The organism is Microbacterium sp. NPDC089987 (assembly GCF_044748505.1).
Lineage (GTDB): Bacteria > Actinomycetota > Actinomycetes > Actinomycetales > Microbacteriaceae > Microbacterium.
In genome coordinates, this window is record NZ_JBIVGE010000001.1 from 1,406,761 (window position 1) to 1,424,541 (window position 17,781).

17 protein-coding genes are annotated in these 17,781 nt (G+C 68.9%); 3 read left to right on the top strand and 14 right to left on the bottom strand.

The genetic code is table 11. The features are described 5' to 3' along the window. Positions 1-12: 12 nt before the first annotated feature. From dnaG to dusB, 3 genes are read right to left on the bottom strand one after another with little or no spacing between them, the layout of a single operon-like run. Positions 13-1,863 (bottom strand): DNA primase, encoded by a 1,851-nt coding sequence (gene dnaG, locus ACIPV2_RS06635; protein ID WP_400839539.1) that lies wholly within the window; start codon positions 1,861-1,863, stop codon positions 13-15. Next, a complete protein-coding gene (locus ACIPV2_RS06640; RefSeq protein WP_400839541.1) occupies positions 1,863-3,320 on the bottom strand; it encodes a deoxyguanosinetriphosphate triphosphohydrolase in 1,458 nt (485 codons plus the stop codon). The genes dnaG and ACIPV2_RS06640 overlap by 1 nt, the downstream gene beginning before the upstream one ends. Further along, complete coding sequence (gene dusB, locus ACIPV2_RS06645) at positions 3,310-4,512, bottom strand: tRNA dihydrouridine synthase DusB (protein ID WP_400839543.1); 1,203 nt, start codon at positions 4,510-4,512, stop codon at positions 3,310-3,312. Before dusB ends, ACIPV2_RS06640 begins: the two co-directional genes overlap by 11 nt. A 60-nt stretch (positions 4,513-4,572) precedes the next feature. Here dusB and ACIPV2_RS06650 point away from each other — a divergent pair, with 60 nt between their 5' ends. Then, complete coding sequence (locus ACIPV2_RS06650) at positions 4,573-5,076, top strand: glutathione peroxidase (RefSeq protein WP_400839545.1); 504 nt, start codon at positions 4,573-4,575, stop codon at positions 5,074-5,076. Here ACIPV2_RS06650 and ACIPV2_RS06655 read toward each other — a convergent pair whose 3' ends face one another. Next, entirely contained in the window at positions 5,077-5,745 is a 669-nt protein-coding gene (locus ACIPV2_RS06655; RefSeq protein WP_400839546.1) for a DsbA family protein, read from the bottom strand. It abuts the gene before it with no gap. A 146-nt stretch (positions 5,746-5,891) separates the two neighbouring features. On the opposite strand from ACIPV2_RS06655, the gene ACIPV2_RS06660 reads away from it, so the two are divergent. Continuing rightward, positions 5,892-7,514: an HNH endonuclease gene (locus ACIPV2_RS06660; protein WP_400839548.1), complete on the top strand. Its 1,623-nt coding sequence runs from the start codon at positions 5,892-5,894 to the stop codon at positions 7,512-7,514. A 55-nt stretch (positions 7,515-7,569) separates the two neighbouring features. Here ACIPV2_RS06660 and ACIPV2_RS06665 read toward each other — a convergent pair whose 3' ends face one another. Both ACIPV2_RS06665 and recO read right to left on the bottom strand, forming a co-directional pair. Beyond that, on the bottom strand, positions 7,570-8,373 hold the full coding sequence (locus ACIPV2_RS06665; RefSeq protein WP_400839550.1) for an isoprenyl transferase: 804 nt from the start codon (positions 8,371-8,373) through the stop codon (positions 7,570-7,572). Continuing rightward, entirely contained in the window at positions 8,370-9,113 is a 744-nt protein-coding gene (gene recO / locus ACIPV2_RS06670) for a DNA repair protein RecO (protein WP_400839551.1), read from the bottom strand. Before recO ends, ACIPV2_RS06665 begins: the two co-directional genes overlap by 4 nt. 36 nt (positions 9,114-9,149) lie before the next feature. On the opposite strand from recO, the gene ACIPV2_RS06675 reads away from it, so the two are divergent. Beyond that, a complete protein-coding gene (locus ACIPV2_RS06675; RefSeq protein WP_400839553.1) occupies positions 9,150-9,836 on the top strand; it encodes a trimeric intracellular cation channel family protein in 687 nt (228 codons plus the stop codon). A gap of 114 nt (positions 9,837-9,950) precedes the next feature. On the opposite strand, the gene leuA is transcribed toward ACIPV2_RS06675, so the two are convergent. From leuA to ACIPV2_RS06715, 8 genes are all read right to left on the bottom strand, one after another. Beyond that, positions 9,951-11,711 (bottom strand): 2-isopropylmalate synthase, encoded by a 1,761-nt coding sequence (gene leuA / locus ACIPV2_RS06680; RefSeq protein WP_400839555.1) that lies wholly within the window; start codon positions 11,709-11,711, stop codon positions 9,951-9,953. Between the two features lie 170 nt (positions 11,712-11,881). Further along, a complete protein-coding gene (locus tag ACIPV2_RS06685) occupies positions 11,882-12,829 on the bottom strand; it encodes an NADP-dependent oxidoreductase (RefSeq protein WP_400839557.1) in 948 nt (315 codons plus the stop codon). A 1-nt stretch (position 12,830) separates the two neighbouring features. After that, positions 12,831-13,766, bottom strand: a complete 936-nt coding sequence (era, locus tag ACIPV2_RS06690) for a GTPase Era (protein ID WP_400839947.1) — start codon at positions 13,764-13,766, stop codon at positions 12,831-12,833. Further along, complete coding sequence (locus ACIPV2_RS06695; RefSeq protein WP_101186766.1) at positions 13,744-15,036, bottom strand: hemolysin family protein; 1,293 nt, start codon at positions 15,034-15,036, stop codon at positions 13,744-13,746. Before ACIPV2_RS06695 ends, era begins: the two co-directional genes overlap by 23 nt. Beyond that, the gene (gene ybeY / locus ACIPV2_RS06700) at positions 15,033-15,491 is read right to left on the bottom strand and encodes an rRNA maturation RNase YbeY (protein ID WP_101186767.1); all 459 of its coding nucleotides are present in this window, start codon (positions 15,489-15,491) and stop codon (positions 15,033-15,035) included. Before ybeY ends, ACIPV2_RS06695 begins: the two co-directional genes overlap by 4 nt. Next, entirely contained in the window at positions 15,488-16,513 is a 1,026-nt protein-coding gene (locus ACIPV2_RS06705) for a PhoH family protein (RefSeq protein WP_400839949.1), read from the bottom strand. Before ACIPV2_RS06705 ends, ybeY begins: the two co-directional genes overlap by 4 nt. A gap of 130 nt (positions 16,514-16,643) precedes the next feature. Then, complete coding sequence (locus ACIPV2_RS06710) at positions 16,644-16,991, bottom strand: HIT domain-containing protein (RefSeq protein WP_400839558.1); 348 nt, start codon at positions 16,989-16,991, stop codon at positions 16,644-16,646. Between the two features lie 38 nt (positions 16,992-17,029). Then, positions 17,030-17,758, bottom strand: a complete 729-nt coding sequence (locus ACIPV2_RS06715; RefSeq protein WP_400839560.1) for a 16S rRNA (uracil(1498)-N(3))-methyltransferase — start codon at positions 17,756-17,758, stop codon at positions 17,030-17,032. Positions 17,759-17,781 lie beyond the last annotated feature (23 nt).

Sequence of the window (17,781 nt, forward strand, 5' to 3'; positions counted from 1 at the left end):
GACCGAACGCGCTCAGGACTCGGCGAACCTCAGCCGCTCGACGTCCACATCGCGCAGCCGCATGCGCAGTGCGCGGCCGCCATCGGAGTCGGCGGGCACCCGCTGCACGGCGCCCAGCAGCTCCTGCTTCTCTCGTTCGATGCTGCGCAGAATCAGCCGCCGGCACAGGTCCGCAGACGAGGCCAGCGCTCCCTCGTCGTCGCGGGCCGGGAAGGGCATCATCAGCAGCTCCCCGGCAAGACTGCGGTACGGCTCGCGCACGGCATCCGCCGCTGCCGTCGCCCAGCCGACACGCGTGCGGTCCCCGTGAGATGCCACGGCGTCGCGCACCGCCTCCAGCGCCGGATGCCGGAAGGGCTCGCTCAACGCTCGAGCGAGCGTCTGCTGGTCGAGCCGGTGCCCGTACTGCAGCACGCCCATCAGCGCGTCGCGCTCGAGCGCGACCTCGGGCGTGCGCGGCAGATCCGCCAGCCGAACGCGCGAGATGGCATCGACGCCGTCACCAACCGCGGTCTGCTGACGCTGCACCGGCTGCTCGCGCTCTCCGCGGGCGGCGCGCTGCACCTGTTGGTGCACGGCCGTCGGGTCCATACCGAGCCGGCGGGCCAGCACCCGCTCGTAGCCGGGACGCAGCAGCTCATCGCGGATCTCCGCGACGATCGGCGCTGCGGCGCGCAGTGCGCCGACCTGACCCTCGACGGTGGAGAGGTCGTACCCCGAGAGCTTGCGATCGATCGCGAACTCGAACATCGGCACCTTGGCATCCATCAGCCCCCGCACCGCGGCATCCCCCCGCTGCAGACGCATGTCGCAGGGATCGAGGCCGTCGGGCGCGACGGCGACGAAGGTCTGCGCGGTGAAGCGGGAGTCCTCCGAGAAGGCCCGCAGGGCCGCCTTCTGCCCGGCCTCGTCGCCGTCGAACGTGAACACGACCTCGCCCGCCGCCGAGTCGTCGCCCATCACCCGGCGAAGCACTTTGATGTGCTCGGTGCCGAACGCGGTGCCGCAGGTCGCGATCGCGGTCGTCACCCCCGCGAGGTGGCAGGCCATGACGTCGGTGTACCCCTCGACCACGACGACGCGACGCGGGTCACCCCTGCTGATGTCGCGCTTGGCCAGGTCGAGGCCGTAGAGAACCTGCGCCTTCTTGTAGATCGGCGTCTCGGGAGTGTTCAGGTACTTCGGGCCCTGGTCGTCGTCGTAGAGCTTGCGGGCACCGAAGCCGATGGTCTGACCTGTCACGTCGCGGATGGGCCAGACGACCCGGCCGCGGAACCGGTCGTACACGCCGCGCTGGCCTGCCGAGACGAGACCGGCGGCCGTGAGCTCGTCGCGAGTGAAGCCCTTGGCGCTCAGCGCCTTGAGCATGTTGTCCCAGCCGCGTGGCGCGTAGCCGACGCCGAAGTGGGCTGCGGCTCCCGCGTCGAAGCCGCGCTCACCGAGGAAGCGCCGGGCGCTCTCGGCCTCGGGGCTCAGCAGCTGCGAGCGGAAGTACTCCCCCGCCGCCGTGTTCGCGGCGTACAGCCGGCTGCGCCCGCTGGTCTCCGGGGCCGCGCCGCCATCCTCGTAGTGCAGCGAGTAGCCCGCACGGGCAGCGAGCTTCTCGACCGCTTCGGTGAAGCTGACGTGGTCCATCTCGCGCAGGAACGAGTAGACATCCCCCGAGGCACCACACCCGAAGCAGTGGTAGTACCCGACCTGCGGGCGCACGTGGAAGCTCGGGCTCTTCTCGTCATGGAACGGGCAGAGGCCCTTGAGCGAGCCGACGCCGGCGGACTTCAGTGCGACCCGCTCGCCGACGATGTCGGCGATGTTCGTCCGGGTCTTGACCTCTTCGACGTCAGCCTGCAGGATGCGGGGCATCAGACGGCCCCTTCGACGACCACCCGCGACTCGGCGCGACGGTGCACGCCGGGGCGCGCGTGCCGCGGCGACCAGATCCCGACCTCGGCGGGATCGATCTCGCCCACCAGGCGGTTGTGCCAGTCGACGGCGGTCTGATCGGTCAGGCTCGCGATCTGGTCGACGACCACCCGTGCGCGCTGTGCATCGGTGTCAGCGGCGAGGAAGTCGGCCGAGAACGCCGGCTCGAGCACGTCGGCGCCCGCCGACCACAGCGCATCCGTCGACCACAGCGCGTCGGCCAGGCGGTGCAGCACGCGACGCTGCTCCTTGTAGACGCCCTTGCGGGCATCGATCGTGACGATCGCCTGCCCCATGATGCCCTTGAGCACCGCGATCTCCGTCTCGACCTCGCGCGGGATCACCACGTGGGCGCTGTACCGTGCGAGGGTCTCGCCCGGGTAGGCGGCCCTGGTGGCGGCAACCGAGCCGCGCGCGAAGCGGCCGATCATGTCGCTGGTGAGATTCTTCAGGCGGGCGAGGTCACGCCGCGAGCGGTCGAACGAGCGCATCCACATCGTCTCGCGAGTGAGGCGGTACAGCGCATCGGCCAGCTCGTCGCGAGTGTAGTCATAGCCGACCCACTGCTGGATGCGACCGACGAGCGGATGGTGCTCGACCGGATCCGACAGCTGCCCCACGTCGACGTAGCCGTTGACGATCGCGTCCTCGAAGTCGTGCACCGAGTAGGCGATGTCGTCGGAGAGGTCCATGATCTCGGCCTCGATGCAGCGCTCGCGGCCGGCTGCACCCTCGCGCATCCACCGGAACACCGGCTCGTCCTCGGGGTACACACCGAACTTGAGGCGGCCGCCCGGGTCGGGCACGGGCTCGTCGACGGTCCACGGGTACTTGCAGGTCGCGTCGAGGCTGGCGCGGGTCAGGTTGAGCCCGACCGAGTGGTCCTCGTCGTCGAGCACCTTCGCCTCGAGGCGGGTCAGGATGCGCAGCGACTGGGCGTTGCCCTCGAAGCCGCCGATGTCCTCCGCCCACTCGTTCAGCGCCCGTTCGCCGTTGTGTCCGAACGGCGGATGCCCGAGATCGTGGCTCAGGCAGGCCGTGTCGACCACGTCGGCCGAGACGCCCAGGGCACTCGCGAGCTCTCGTCCGACCTGCGCGACCTCGAGCGAGTGCGTGAGCCGGTTCCGCGCGAAATCGGCGGTGCTGGCGGGGCTGAGCACCTGCGTCTTCGCCGCAAGACGGCGCAGCGCGGCGGAGTGCAGCACGCGTGCGCGGTCGCGGGAGAAGTCGTCGCGCTCGGATCGATGGGTCTCCGAGAAGAAGCGCTCGGCGTCATGCTCGCCGTAACTCTGGGCTTCTGAGCGTGTCGAGCTCTGGGCTCCTGAGCGTGTCGAACTCTGGGTTCCTGAGCTTGCCGAGCTCTGGGTTCCTGAGCTTGCCGAAGGATCAGCCGCCATCGTTCTCGGTCTCCGCTCCGCGCATCATGTCGCCCACGCCCTCGCCGATCTCACGGGAGTCGAGCCACCCCTCGGGCAGGGCGGTGCGCTTGGGCGAACCGGCGCGCCCACGCTGACCCTCGGCGCCGACACCGGGGTACGGGGCATCGCCGATCGTGCCGAGCAGATCGTCGATCTCCTGCAGAGTGGATGCCCGTGCCAGCGCCGCACGCAGCTCGCCGCCCACCGGATATCCCTTGAAGTACCAGGCGACGTGCTTGCGGATGTCCTTGCAGCCGCGATCCTCGTCCTCGAAGAACTCCACGAGCAGCTCGGCATGCCGGCGGAAGGCTTCCTTGACGAACCCGAGGGTGGCGTCGACGACGGGAGCGGAATGGGTCCCTGAGCCTGCCGAAGGGCCGAGCGCGGCGGCGAGCTCGCCGAACAGCCACGGTCGGCCCAGGCATCCGCGTCCGACGACCACGCCGTCGCAGCCGGTCTCGTCCATCATCCGCACCGCATCGGCCGCCGACCAGATATCGCCGTTGCCGAGCACGGGGATGCTGGTGACCGCCTGCTTGAGCTCGCCGATGGCGCTCCAGTCGGCGTGGCCGGAGTAGTACTCCGAGGCGGTGCGCGCGTGCAGCGCGACGGCGGCGGCACCGGCATCCTCGGCCGCACGACCGGCGTCGAGGAAGGTCAGGTGGTCCTTGTTGATGCCCTTGCGCATCTTGACCGTCAGCGGGACGTCGCCGGCGGCCTTCACCGCCCGCTGGACGATGTCGGAGAACAGGCCGATCTTCCACGGCAGCGCGGCTCCCCCGCCCTTGCGGGTGACCTTGGGCACCGGGCATCCGAAGTTCAGGTCGATGTGATCTGCCCGGTCTTCGGCCACGATGATCCGCACCGCCTCGGCGATCGTCGCCGGGTCGACGCCGTACAGCTGGATCGATCGCGGCGTCTCGCTCTCGTGATGCTGGATGAGCCGCATCGTGATGGCGTTGCGTTCGACGAGCGCGCGCGAGGTGATCATCTCGCTGACGTACAGACCCGCACCGTACTCGCGGCAGAGTCGGCGGAAGGCGGTATTGGTGATGCCGGCCATCGGGGCCAGCACGACAGGCGTGTCGAGTGCGATCGGGCCGATGCGCAGAGCGGGAGCCTGCGCGGCAGTGGGTCCCTGAGCGCGTCGAAGGGCAGCGGCGATAGTCATGTCCCACCCATTCTCCCAGACGGCGGTCGCGCCCGGGCACGGCGCGCATAGGCTGTGGAGATGGCCGATGCGACCCTGCGACAGATCCCGTTCACCGATGCCGAGGGCGTCGAGAGGACCCTCGACGACACCGGCGCCGACGTGCTGCTGGTGGTCAACGTCGCCTCGAAATGCGGGCTCACCCCTCAGTACACGCAGCTCGAGCAGCTGCAGCAGCGGTACGCAGACCGCGGCTTCAGGGTGATCGGCTTCCCGTGCAACCAGTTCTTCGGCCAGGAGCCGGGGTCGGTCGAGAAGATCCTCGAGTTCTGCTCGACGAGCTACGGTGTCACCTTCCCGATCAACGACAAGATCAAAGTGAACGGCCGCAGCGCGCACGACCTCTACAAGGCACTGAAGGATGCTCCGGATGCCGATGGCAAGGCCGGCCGTGTGGAGTGGAACTTCGAGAAGTTCCTCGTCGGCGCAGACGGGTCGGTGCAGCGCTTCCGTCCGAAGCAGCTTCCCGACTCCGTCGAGGTCGTCTCGGCGATCGAGACGGCCCTCACGGAGGCGGGTCGCTGATCAGCTCACGGCGGTCTTCTGCGCCCACACGTCGCGGATGACGTTCTCGAACGCCTCCGACGGCTGGGCGCCGCTCACGCCGTACTGTCCGTCGATGACGAAGAACGGCACGCCGTTGATGCCGTAGGCGCGCGCCTGTGCCTGGTCTGCGTGGACGGCGTCGAGGTAGGCCTCGGATTCGAGCGCGGAGCGCGCCTCATCGGCATCCAGCCCCACTTCCTCGGCCAGCGCGGTCAGGTCGTCGATGCGGCCGACGTGCCTGCCCTCGGTGAAGTAGGCGGACATGAGCCGCTCCTCCATCTCGTGCTGCAGGCCCTTCTCCTTCGCGAAGTGCAGCAGTTCGTGCGCCTTGACGGTGTTCGTGTGCTGCAGCAGATCGAAGCGGTACTCCAGCCCCGCTCCCGCGGCGACGTTCGTCACGTGCCCGAGCATCTGCTCGACCTGATCGCGGGGCATGCCCTTGTGCCCGGCGAGGAAGTCGATCTCGTCGCCGTCGAAGTCGACCGGGGTGTCGGGCGAGAGCTCGAACGAGTGGAAGGTGACCTGCACCTGCGGTGCGTCGTCATCGCCTGCTGTGGCGGCGAGTCCCTTCTCGAGGTTGCGCTTGCCGATGTAGCACCAGGGGCAGGCGATGTCGGACCAGATGTCGATGGAGATGGGTTCGCTCACATGGGAGACAACCGCATGCCCCGGCGCGCATATTCCCGATCCGGTAGTGCGGGCGCGTCTCGTTCGCCGGTGAGGTGCGGCGAGCCGCGTCTTCGCCGGGATGAGTCGAGGGAGTGAATGTCGGAGGTACGTTCTACAGTTCTGGTATGGCCACCGCACCTGCTGATCCCTTCGCCCGACAGCGTGAGCTGCTGGATGAGTGGCTCGACGTGCGTGCGCAGATCAACCGGCTCGAGGCCCGGGGTGCGGCGCTGCTGGCGCAGCGGATCGAAGTGATGGATGCGGATGCCGCGACCGCTCCGGTGCATCGAGAGGCGATCCGCCGCTCGATGGTGGCGGAGTACTCCGCCGCGGGGCGGATGGCCAAAGGCAGCGTCGAGCAGGCCTTCGCGGAGGCGTGCGCGCTGCGCGACGACTTCCCGGCCCTGCGCGCGTCGTACGCGGCTGGCCGCGTCAGTGCCACGCACGTGAGGGAGATCATCCGCGCGGCTGCCCCGCTGATGGAGACAATGGGTGCGGGTACGGCGACACCGGCTGACTGGGCACTGTACGAGGCGGCTGCCCTGGAATTCGCCGAGACCGAAGCTCCCGCTCGCACCCGCGCCCATGTGCGCGAGCTCGTCGCCGCCCTCGTGCCGCAGACGGTCACCGAACGGCATCGCGCGGCGACGGCGGAGCAGGTCGTGAGCGTGCGGGAACTGGACGATGAGATGTCGATGCTGCAGGCCATCATGCCGACCTACAAGGCGGTCGCGATCCTCGACCGCCTCACGGCGATGGCCCGCGCGCAGAAGCAGCACCCCGAGAATCGCCGCCCCACCCTCCCCACTGACATCGACGCCGACATCGAGTTCGAGACCGCCCGCGCCGAAGCGGAGGCTGCAGCGAGGGCAGCTGCGGCCGCGACAACTGTGATCTTCGGCACCAGCGACACCTACACCACCGACCCGTTCGACTCGGACGACCCGTTCGATCCATTCGAGCTTCCGGGGGCGTGGGAGGCGTACGACGACGCCATGGCGCGCATCATCGCCGCAGGTCCCACCGTGATCGAGATTCCCACCGACAGCCGTGGTCTGGACGAGATCCGCACTGAACTGCTCAGTGACCTCCTGCTCAGCGCGAACCCGAGCGAGGTCATGGGCAGCGGACTCGACAACGTCCATGCCCGAATCCAGGTCACCGTCGCCGCCACCACCCTCGCCGGCGACGACGATCATCCCGGCCAACTCGACGGGCACGGAACCCTGCACCCCGACATCGCCCGCCACCTGGCCGGAGCCACCACCGGGTGGACCCGCCTGTTCCTGGATCCCACCGGGCTGGTCACCGAAACCGACACCTACACGCCCACCGAACCCATGCGCCGGTTCCTGCGCACGCGCGACCAGCACTGCCGCTTCCCCGGCTGCCGCATGCCCGTGCACCGCTGCGAGATAGATCACACCATCGACTGGGCGCTGGACGGACCCACCAGCGTCGACAACCTCGCGCACCTCTGCCTCACCCACCACGCCCTGAAGCATCCAGATGTTCCGGATGAGTTCCGCTGGACTGCGAGACAGCTGCCCGACTGGACCCTCGAATGGACCAGCCCCGCCGGGCGAACGCACCTGGATAAGCCGCCACGACGCGTCATGTTCGCGCCCAGCGACCACTCGCCCCCGGAGGCCGAGCAGGTCAGTGGTTCCGCGCCGCGTCCCCCGGACCCGCCCGGCCGCTGGACGGTCAGCGGCGAGGTGCCGCCCTGGGAGGCAAGCGCCACCTGACCAGCACCCGGCAGGCACGAGCCTCAGGAGCACACTGAAGCGTCAGGCTGAAGCGTCAGGCTGAAGCGTCAGGCGTGTCCACCGCGCCGCCGAAGCGACGATCGCGCGACAGGTAGATCTCGATCGCCCGCCACAGCTCCTCGCGGGAGAAGTCCGGCCAGAGCGTGTCGAGGAAGACCATCTCGGCGTAGGCCGCCTGCCAGAGCAGGAAGTTCGAGGTGCGCTGCTCGCCCGAGCTGCGCAGGAACAGATCCACGTCGGGCATGTCGGGCACGTACAGGTGCTTGCGGATCTGCTTCTCGGTGATCGCGCTCGGGCGCATCCGGCCCGCCTTCACCTCTTCGGCCATCGCCCGCATGGCATCGACGAGCTCGACGCGGCCGCCGTAGTTCACGCACATGGTGAGGGTGAGCACGTCGTTGTCTTTGGTGAGCTGCTCGGCGAACTGCAGCTCCTTGATGACAGACCCCCACAGACGGGGCTTGCGTCCCGCCCAGCGCACGCGCACGCCCCACTCGTTGAGCTGATCGCGCCGGCGATGCAGCACGTCGCGGTTGTAGCCCATGAGGAAGCGCACCTCCTCCGGCGAGCGGGCCCAGTTCTCCGTCGAGAAGGCGTACACCGACAGGTGCTTGACGCCCGCCTGGATCGCGCCCGCGACGACATCCAGCAGCACCTCCTCGCCGGCCTTGTGCCCCTCGACACGGTTGAGCCCGCGACGGTTCGCCCAGCGCCCGTTGCCGTCCATCACGATCGCCACGTGCTCCGGCACGGCGGGGAACGCCGGCGCGGTCTTGCCCGTCCAGTCGAGCGGGCGAAACGGCACCGCGTCCTTATGCGTGTACGGCTTCGGGGTCACCGTGCTCCAATGCTCGACGGGTGGGTGACGTGCTCGAGCGAGCGGATGCCGCGTTCGAGATGCCACTGGGCGTATGCGGCGACCGTGCCGGATGCGGCGGCCATGTCGGCGGAGGGGGCAGCATCCACCATCGTCCAGTCGCCGCCGATCAGAGCCCGAAGCAGCGACAGCGCCGACGACGAGATCCGCGGGCTGCCCGCAGGGGCGCACGCATCGCACACCGATCCGCCCAGCTGCGCACCGAAGTGCCGGTGTGGTCCCGGTGCGCCGCAGCGGGCGCAGTCGTCGAGGGCCGGCGCCCAGCCCGACAGAGCCATCACCCGAAGCAGGTAGGAATCCAGGATGCTTCGCGCGGCATGCTCGCCGCGCGAGAGCGACCGCAGTCCGCCGACGAGCAGCAGGTACTGCTCAGCGGTCGCCTCGGCCTCGTTGAGCCGGTCGGCGGTCTCGACCATCGCACTCGCAGCCGTGAAGCGGTCGTAGTCGACCGCGATGTCTGCTCCATAGGCGCCGAGGGATTCGGCCTGCTGCACGATGTCGAGCGAGCGGCCCTTGTACATCTGCACGTCGGCGACCATGAACGGCTCGAGTCGTGAGCCGAACTTCGACGATGTGCGCCGCACGCCCTTCGCGACCGCGCGGATCTTGCCGTTGCGCCGCGAGAGCATCGTGACGATGCGATCGGCCTCGCCCAGCTTGTGGGTGCGCAGGATCACCGCTTCGTCTCGATAGGTGGGCACTCAACGATTATCTCCCGGGCACGAGAGAATGGACGAGTGACGGAACCGCTCTTCACCATCCCGCTGTGGGCTGATCTTCTCGGCGTCGGGCTCGGTGGCATCCAAGGGGCCATGTTCGCCTCCGGCTTCCAGGGTCAGCGCCGCCTCGACTGGCTCGGCGTCGCGATCATCGGCGTCATGATCGGCATGGGCGGAGGTCTCATTCGCGATCTGCTGATCGGTCAGCCGCCCGCGACCCTGCAGAACGACTGGTACCTCATCACCGCCGCCGGTGCCGCGCTGCTCGGGATGCTGCTCGCCGGCGTCTTCAACCGCATCAACACCTTCATCGTCGTGCTCGATGCCGCCGTGATCGGCATGTTCGGCGCCTTCGGCGTCAGCAAGGCGATCGCGTTCGGCATCCCGCCCGTCCCCGCCGTCTTCATCGGCGTGTGCGCCGCCGTCGGCGGCGGCGTGCTGCGCGACGTGCTCATGGGATTGCCCGTCGCGATCATGCACGTCGGCTCGCTCTATGCCGTCGCAGCGGGGGTCGGATGCACGGCGATCGTGATCCTGCACGCGTTCGACGTCTCGATCACGCTCGCGGCAGTGATCGGCATCGTCGTGACGGCCGTGATCCGGGTGCTCGCCGTGGTGTTCGACGTGTCGCTTCCGGAGCAGCGCCGTCTCTACCGCCGCAAGGTGGCCACCGAGACGGGGATGATCCCGATCATCAAGCCCTGACCGGGATCATCGGAGCCGCAGTTCGCCAGGCGCGGCCCTTCGACAGGCTCAGGGACCCAGACAGGGACCCAGGCCGATTCGGATCCTGGGCCGCTGAGCCTGTCGAAGCGCGGGTCAGATCGCGACGAGCTCGCCGGCAGCCTCACGCGAGCGGATCGAGCGGTTCACGCACGAGACGATCGCCTTGAGCGACGCGGTCGAGATGTCGCCGTCGATGCCGACGCCCCACAGCCGCTGGTCGTCTACCTGCAGCTCGACGTAGGCGGCCGCCTGCGCGTCACCGCCGGTCGAGAGGGTGTGCTCGACGTAGTCGTACAGCGAGATCTCGAAGCCCCGCTCGCGCAGCACCTCGATGAAGGCCGCGATCGGGCCGTTGCCTCGGCCGGATGCCTGCTCGCTCGTCTCGCCGTCACGCAGCACGACATCGAGCGAGACCTCGCCCGACATGTCGCTGCGGGTCTGGGTGCCGAGCAGTTCGAAGCGGCCCCACTTCGCGGTGTCGTCGTCGGCGGGCAGGTACTCGTCGTGGAAGATCGACCAGATCTGCTCGCTGGTGACCTCGCCGCCCTCGGCATCCGTCTTCGCCTGCACGACTCCAGAGAACTCGATCTGCAGCTTGCGCGGCAGGTCGAGGGCGTGGTCGGTCTTCAGCAGGTAGGCGACGCCGCCCTTGCCCGACTGCGAGTTGACGCGGATCACGGCTTCGTACGAGCGGCCGAGGTCCTTGGGGTCGACGGGCAGGTAGGGCACGCCCCACTCGATCTCGTCGACCGAGACTCCCTGCTCTGCGGCCTTCGCAGCCATGGCCTCGAAGCCCTTCTTGATCGCATCCTGATGCGATCCGCTGAACGCCGTGAACACCAGGTCGCCGGCCCACGGGCTGCGCTCGGGCACGGGCAGCTGGTTGCAGTACTCGACCGTGCGCTTGACCTGGTCGATGTCGCTGAAGTCGATCTGCGGGTCGATGCCCTGCGTGAACAGGTTGATGCCCAGCGCCACCAGGTCGACGTTGCCGGTGCGCTCGCCGTTGCCGAACAGGCATCCTTCGATGCGGTCCGCGCCGGCCAGGTACCCGAGCTCGGCCGCGGCGATCGCCGTGCCACGGTCGTTGTGGGGGTGCAGCGACAGGATCACGTTCTCGCGGTGCGCCAGGTGACGGTTCATCCACTCGATGGAGTCGGCGTAGACGTTGGGCGACGCCATCTCGACGGTCGCGGGCAGGTTGATGATCACCTTGCGGTCGGGTGTCGGCTCGAGCACGTCGAGCACGGCGTTGCAGACCTCGACGGCGTACTCCAGCTCGGTGCCGGTGTAGCTCTCGGGCGAGTACTCGTAGTACACCTGCGTGTCGGGGATCCGCTTCTCGAACTGCCGGCACAGGCGCGCGCCTTCCAACGCGATCTGCTTGACACCCTCGCGGTCGGAGCGGAAGACGACCTCCCGCTGCAGGACGCTGGTCGAGTTGTAGAAGTGCACGATGGCCTGCTTGGCCCCGACGATCGACTCGTAGGTGCGCTCGATCAGGTGCTCGCGGCACTGCGTCAGCACCTGGATGGTGACGTCGTCGGGGATGAGGTCCTCTTCGATCAGCTGCCGCACGAAGTCGAAGTCGGTCTGGCTGGCCGACGGGAAGCCGACCTCGATCTCCTTGTAGCCCATGCTCACGAGCAGCTCGAACATGACTCGCTTGCGCTCGGGCGACATCGGGTCGATCAGGGCCTGGTTTCCGTCGCGGAGGTCGACGGCGCACCAGCGCGGCGCTTCGGTGATGCGCTTCGACGGCCAGGTGCGGTCTTCGAGATCGATGCGGATCTGCTCGTGGAACGGACGGTACTTGTGCACCGGCATCGAGGTGGGCTTCTGGTTGTTCTTCATGATGGGGCTGCTTCTCTTCGTCAGAAAACGTGCTCAGGCCAACACAAGCGCCGCGACGAGAGAGGCCCGATTGTCAGGACTCGTCGCGGCAGCTAAGAAGAAGCAGACCGCCCAGAGGCATGCATCGATGCTAGCACCCTGCTTGGCAGGATGCTCACCCGCGAGGCGATTCAGGGGATCAACGCGAGCTTTCCGCCCGGATGCCCCTTTGCGAGGAAAGCGAGCGCCTGCGGCGCCTGATCGAGCGGATACTCGCGGGCGACGGGCACGATGAGCTCTCCCCGCTCGGCCGCCTCGACGAGCTCGATGCGCACGGCGTCACGGTATCGGGCGGTGTCCGGATCGGAGCCGGCGCTGATCAGGAACCCGTGCTCGGCAGCGGCACGCGGGTCGACGATCGTGACGATGCGTCGGCGATCCCTCACGAGCGCGAGGGAGGTCTCTGTCGCCTCGGTGGTCCCCGCCGCGTCGAGGGCGGCGTCGATCGCCCCGATGCCGGCATCTGCCATCGCGGCACGGATGCGCGACAGCAGCCCGTCACCGTACTCGACCGGGATGCCGCCGAAGCGGCGCACTTCCTCGAAGCGCGCACGGCCGGCGGTGCCGATGACCCGGATGCCCCGCATCGCGGCCTGCTGGAGCACGCTCACGCCAACTGCGCCGGACGCGGCGTGCAGCAGCAGCGTCTCCCCCGGCTGCGCATCCACCGCGTGCAGCATGGCGGATGCGGTCGTACCCGCGAGCAGCAGGTTGGCCGCCTCCGCGTGACTGAGGGTGGCGGGCTTGCGCAGCACCTTCTGCGCCGGCACGGTGAGCTCCGTCGCGTATCCGCCGTTCACACGGAACGCGATGACCTCGTCGCCGACCGCGACGGGCCCGGTCACGATGTCGGTCCCGGGGCCCACTGCAGTGACCACGCCCGAGACCTCGTATCCGATCGGCACGGGCAGGTCGACGCCGGGCCTCGACGAGGCGACATGCTTCGCGTCGGCCGGATTCACACCGGCGGCCCGCACGCGGATGGTCAGCTCCCCGGCATCCGGAGCCGCGACCTCGTACTGCTCGAAGCTCCACCGCTCGGGCGAGCCCCACTCGCGGGCGACCCAGTGCGCGGCCATCTCAGAACCCGAGACGTCCCAGCTGCTTCGGATCGCGCTGCCATTCCTTCGCAACCTTCACATGCAGCTTGAGGAACACCCGGGTGCCGAGCAGCTCCTCGATGTCCTCCCGGGCGACCGCGCCGACGTCGCGCAGCCGGGCGCCCTTGCGCCCGATGATGATCGCCTTCTGGCTGTCGCGCTCGATGACGATCGACGCGTAGACATCGGTGAGATCGCTGTCCTCGCGGGGCGCGATGTCGTCCACGACGACCGCGATCGAGTGCGGCAGCTCGTCGCGCACGCCCTCCAGCGCCGCCTCGCGGATGATCTCGGCGATGCGGTCCTCGTCCGACTCGTCGGTGACGATGCCGTCCTCGTACAGCCGTGGGCCCACCGGCAGCAGCTGCAGCATCTCGTCGGCCAGCACGTCGAGCTGCTCGCGGGTGAGCGCCGAGAGCGGGATGACAGCAGCCCAGTCCTCGCGCAGCGAGTCGACCTCCATCAGCCGCTCGATGATCGCGTCCTTATCGGCGGCGTCGGTCTTGGTCACGATCGCGACCTTCTTCGCCCGTGAGTAGCCGTCGAGGGATGCCGCGATGCGGCGGTCGCCGGGTCCGACCTTCTCTGTGGCCGGAACGCAGAAGCCGATCACGTCGACATCGCCGAGCACCTGCTCGACCAGGTCGTTCAGCCGCTCGCCGAGCAGCGTGCGGGGCTTGTGGATGCCGGGGGTGTCGACGATCACGAGCTGGCCGTCGGGCCGGTTCAGGATGCCGCGGATCGCGCGCCTCGTGGTCTGCGGCTTCTCACTGGTGATGGCGATCTTCTCCCCCACCAGGGCGTTCGTCAGCGTCGACTTGCCGACGTTCGGTCGCCCGACGAACGTCACGAAGCCGCTGCGGGCCTTCTCCTGGTCTGCTCGTCCGGTCTGCTCAGCCATCGCCGTGTCCTCCATCGCGTTCATCGTCCCAGCCTCCCGGCGCCCGCTCCACGAACACCGTGGCGATCCCCCTGCCCCGACCGCGCGAGGCGCCGCCGGTGAGCACGAGGCCCTGCACGGTCACCGTGGCACCCGGCTGCGGGATACGGCCCAGTTCCTTCGCCAGCAATCCGCCGATCGAGTCCACGTCGTCGTCTTCGAGCTCGAGCCCGAACAGGTCGCCCACGTCCTCGAGACCCAGGCGCGAGTTGACGCGGTAGCGACCGTCGGGCAGCTCGACGACCTCGGCAGGCTGGCGGTCGTACTCGTCGGCGATCTCGCCGACCAGCTCCTCGATGAGATCCTCGAGCGTGACGAGCCCGGAGATGCCGCCGTGCTCATCGATCACCATGCACACGTGCACGGCGTCGCGCTTCATCTGCTGAAGCAGCGTCTCGGCGCGCATCGACTCGGGCACGTAGACCGCCGGACGCGCGATCGGCCGCACCGGCCGCCCGCGCCACGCGCTCTCGTCGCGATAGGCGAACTGCACGAGATCTTTGAGATAGAGCACGCCGACGACGTCATCCGCGTCATCGTCGACCACCGGCATGCGAGAGACGCCCGTGCGCAGGAAGAGCTCCATCGCCTCGGTGGTGGTCGCCTCGGCATCCACCGTCATCATCTCGGTGCGCGGCACCATCACCGCGCGCACGAATTGATCGGTGAAGTCGAACACCGAATGGATCAGGTCACGGTCGTCCTCTTCGATGAGGAGGTTCGACGCGGCTTCGTCGACCATGCTCAGCAGCTGCTCCTCGGAGGCGAAGCTGCTGCGCCCGGTCCCCGGCGTCACGCGCTGGCCGGCGGAGACGAGAGCCTGGGCGAGCGGCCCGAGCAGGATGCGCATGCCGCGCACGACCGGCGCCCAGGTTCGCAGCATCGTCGTCGCGTGCAGGCGACCGAAGGATCGCGGGCTGGACCCGACGAGCACGAACGTGATGCCGGTCATCAGCACGGCGGCCGCCAGCATCGCCCACCAGATGCTCGGCAGCAGGGCATCGAGCGCGACGGTGACGAGCACCGCCGCCGTGGTCTCGGAGAGCACGCGCATGAAGGCGACGGCGTTCACGTGCGGTGCGGGATCGGCGGCGATGCGCGCCAGCGCCTCGGCGTTGCGGCCATCGGCCGACATGTTCTCGAGGTCGCTGTTCGAGCTGACCGAGAAGGCGGCATCGACGGCGGCCATCAGGCCGCCGAAGGCGACCAGCAGCACGGCGGCTGCGAGGAGTATCGCGGGTGTCATCGACCGCGTTCGACGCGCGCGAAGCCCTCGATCAACGACTTCTGCAGCCCGAACATCTCACGCTCCTCGTCGGGTTCGGCGTGGTCGAAGCCGAGCAGGTGCAGCAGACCGTGCGTGGTGAGCAGGATGAGCTCGTCCATCAGCGCGTGTCCGGCGGTCTGCGCCTGCGCTTCGGCGACCTGCGGGCACAGCACGATGTCGCCGAGCAGGCCGGGAGCCGTGGGGTTCTCGGGGCTGCCGGGACGCAGCTCGTCCATCGGGAAGCTCAGCACGTCGGTGGGCCCCGGCTCGTCCATCCACTGCACGTGCAGCGACTCCATCGCGCCCTCGTCGACGAGCACGATCGCGACCTCGGCGTCGGGGCTGACGTTCAGCTGCGCGAGGTTGAAGTCGGTGAGCCGCTGCAGCACGGTCTCGTCGACCGCGATCGCTGATTCGTTGTTGATCTCGATCACTTCAGGCCTCGCTTCGGCATGCGGTCTCGGGGCTTCTGCGGCTGCCCGTTGCGGCGCTCGGCGCGGTTCGCGAACTGATGCGCCTGTTCGCGCTCCACGCGCGCCGCGGTGCGCTGCTCGTCGTACTCGCTGTACGCATCGACGATGCGGCCCACCAGCGAGTGCCGCACGACATCGTCGCTCGTCAGCCGCGAGAAGTGGATGTCGTCGATGTCGCCGAGCACCCGGGTCACCAGACGGAGTCCCGAGGCGCCCTGCGGCAGATCGACCTGGGTGATGTCGCCGGTGACGACCATCTTCGTGCCGAACCCGAGACGCGTGAGGAACATCTTCATCTGCTCGGGAGTCGTGTTCTGCGCCTCGTCGAGCACGACGAACGAGTCGTTGAGCGTGCGACCGCGCATGTAGGCGAGAGGCGCCACCTCGATGGTGCCGGTCGCCATCAGGCGGGGCACGACCTCGGGGTCCATCATCTCGTTGAGCGCGTCGTACAGCGGGCGCAGGTACGGGTCGATCTTGTCGGTCAGCGACCCGGGCAGAAATCCGAGGCGCTCCCCCGCCTCGACCGCGGGCCGGGTGAGGATGATGCGCTGCACCTCTTTGCGCTGCAGCGCCTGCACGGCCTTCGCCATCGCCAGGTAGGTCTTGCCCGTGCCGGCCGGTCCGATGCCGAACACGATGGTGTTCTGCTCGATCGCGTCGACGTACTCCTTCTGCCCGAGGGTCTTCGGGCGGATGACCCTGCCGCGAGTCGACAGGATCGCCTCGCCGAGCACCTCGCTGGGCCGTGGTCCGTCGTCGCGGCGCAGGATGCGCGCGGAGTGCTCGACGTCGCTGGGCGCGAGATCGTGCCCGGAGCGGGTCATCTCGATCAGCTCGTCGACGAGGCGCTTGGCCGCGGCGACATCAGCGGTGGATCCGCCGAGCGTGATCTCGTTGCCTCGCACCATCACCTGCACGCTCGGATGCTGCTTCTCGAGCATCCGCAGCAGGCGGTCCTGCGGACCGAGCAACTGCACCATGGCGATGCCGTCGGCGAAGATGCGCTCGGTGCGCTCGGGCTGTGCGGGGAACCGCGGAGGTGCGCTCTCCAGGGGTGCGCTGTCAGAGTGTGCGCTGTCAGAGTGTGCGCCGTCAGCGCGTGCGCTGTCGTCAGAAGCCAACGAGCTTGCCCTCCTCGATGTTGCCGAGCACATGCGCGTGGACGTGGAAGACCGACTGCGCGGCGCTGGCGCCGTTGTTGAAGATCAGGCGGTACTCGCCGTTGGCGTGCTTGGTGGCGACCTGCTTGGCGACGGCCACCATGTCGGCCATCAGCCCGGGGTCACCTGCGGCGAGTTCGGTGACGTCGCGGTACTGCTCGGTCTTGGGGATCACGAGCACGTGCAGCGGCGCCTGCGGATCGATGTCGCGGATCGCGAACACGCGGTCGGTCTCGGCGAGGATCTCACCGGGGATCTCCCCGTTCAGGATGCGGGTGAAGATCGAGGGTTCGCTCATGCTTCCAGCTTATCTGTGTCCCTGAGCCTGTCGCGGGGTCACCAGCGGCCCAGGTTGGCCGAGAGCACCGCGATCGCCGCGGGGCCCGCCGTCGAGGTGCGCAGCACCGTATCGCCCAAGCGGACCCGCTCCGCGCCCGCCGCCTCGAGACGCTCCAGCTCGTCCGGAGCGATCCCGCCCTCCGGCCCGACCACGAGCACGAGGTCCCGCCCGTCGGGACGGATGCTGGTGAGCGGCGTCTGCGTCCACGGATCGAGCACGAGCAGCCGGGCATCCGCCGCCCGCTCGGCGAGCTCCGCGGTGGACTGCACGGGCGCCACGTCGGGAACCCACGCACGATGCGCCTGCTTGGCGGCTTCGCGGACGATCGTCGCCCAGCGCTCCCGCCCCTTCGCCGCCTTCGACCCCTCCCAGCGCGACACGCTGCGCGCGGCCTGCCAGGGCACGATCTCGTCGACGCCCAGCTCGCACGCGGCCTGCACAGCCAGCTCGTCCCGGTCGCCCTTCGCCAGCGCCTGCGCGAGCACGATGCGCGTCTCAGGACCGTCCTGAACACGGCGGTTCGTGACCCGCACGCTCACCTGCGACGCGGTGACGTCCTCAGCCTCGCCCTCGAGCCACACGCCGCGCCCATCGCCGATGGTGATGGTCTCGCCGACGCGCACCCGACGCACCACCGAGGCGTGCTTCGCCTCCGATCCGGTCAGGCGGATGAGTTCGCCGATGGCGGCGTCGGTGCAGTCGGGTACGACGAAGTGCAGGGCCATGGGGCTCCGATCGGCTGTGGTGC

What these genes read in the sequence shown, in the direction of transcription:
- era (WP_400839947.1), bottom strand. Translation starts at nt 13,766, where the DNA reads ATGGAGGACACGGCGATGGCTGAGCAGACCGGACGAGCAGACCAGGAG.
- ACIPV2_RS06715 (WP_400839560.1), bottom strand. Translation starts at nt 17,758, where the DNA reads ATGGCCCTGCACTTCGTCGTACCCGACTGCACCGACGCCGCCATCGGC.
- ACIPV2_RS06660 (WP_400839548.1), top strand. Translation starts at nt 5,892, where the DNA reads ATGGCCACCGCACCTGCTGATCCCTTCGCCCGACAGCGTGAGCTGCTG.
- ACIPV2_RS06695 (WP_101186766.1), bottom strand. Translation starts at nt 15,036, where the DNA reads ATGACACCCGCGATACTCCTCGCAGCCGCCGTGCTGCTGGTCGCCTTC.
- ACIPV2_RS06710 (WP_400839558.1), bottom strand. Translation starts at nt 16,991, where the DNA reads ATGAGCGAACCCTCGATCTTCACCCGCATCCTGAACGGGGAGATCCCC.
- ACIPV2_RS06705 (WP_400839949.1), bottom strand. Translation starts at nt 16,513, where the DNA reads ATGGTGCAGTTGCTCGGTCCGCAGGACCGCCTGCTGCGGATGCTCGAG.
- ACIPV2_RS06640 (WP_400839541.1), bottom strand. Translation starts at nt 3,320, where the DNA reads ATGGCGGCTGATCCTTCGGCAAGCTCAGGAACCCAGAGCTCGGCAAGC.
- dusB (WP_400839543.1), bottom strand. Translation starts at nt 4,512, where the DNA reads ATGACTATCGCCGCTGCCCTTCGACGCGCTCAGGGACCCACTGCCGCG.
- ACIPV2_RS06650 (WP_400839545.1), top strand. Translation starts at nt 4,573, where the DNA reads ATGGCCGATGCGACCCTGCGACAGATCCCGTTCACCGATGCCGAGGGC.
- ACIPV2_RS06685 (WP_400839557.1), bottom strand. Translation starts at nt 12,829, where the DNA reads ATGGCCGCGCACTGGGTCGCCCGCGAGTGGGGCTCGCCCGAGCGGTGG.
- dnaG (WP_400839539.1), bottom strand. Translation starts at nt 1,863, where the DNA reads ATGCCCCGCATCCTGCAGGCTGACGTCGAAGAGGTCAAGACCCGGACG.
- leuA (WP_400839555.1), bottom strand. Translation starts at nt 11,711, where the DNA reads ATGAAGAACAACCAGAAGCCCACCTCGATGCCGGTGCACAAGTACCGT.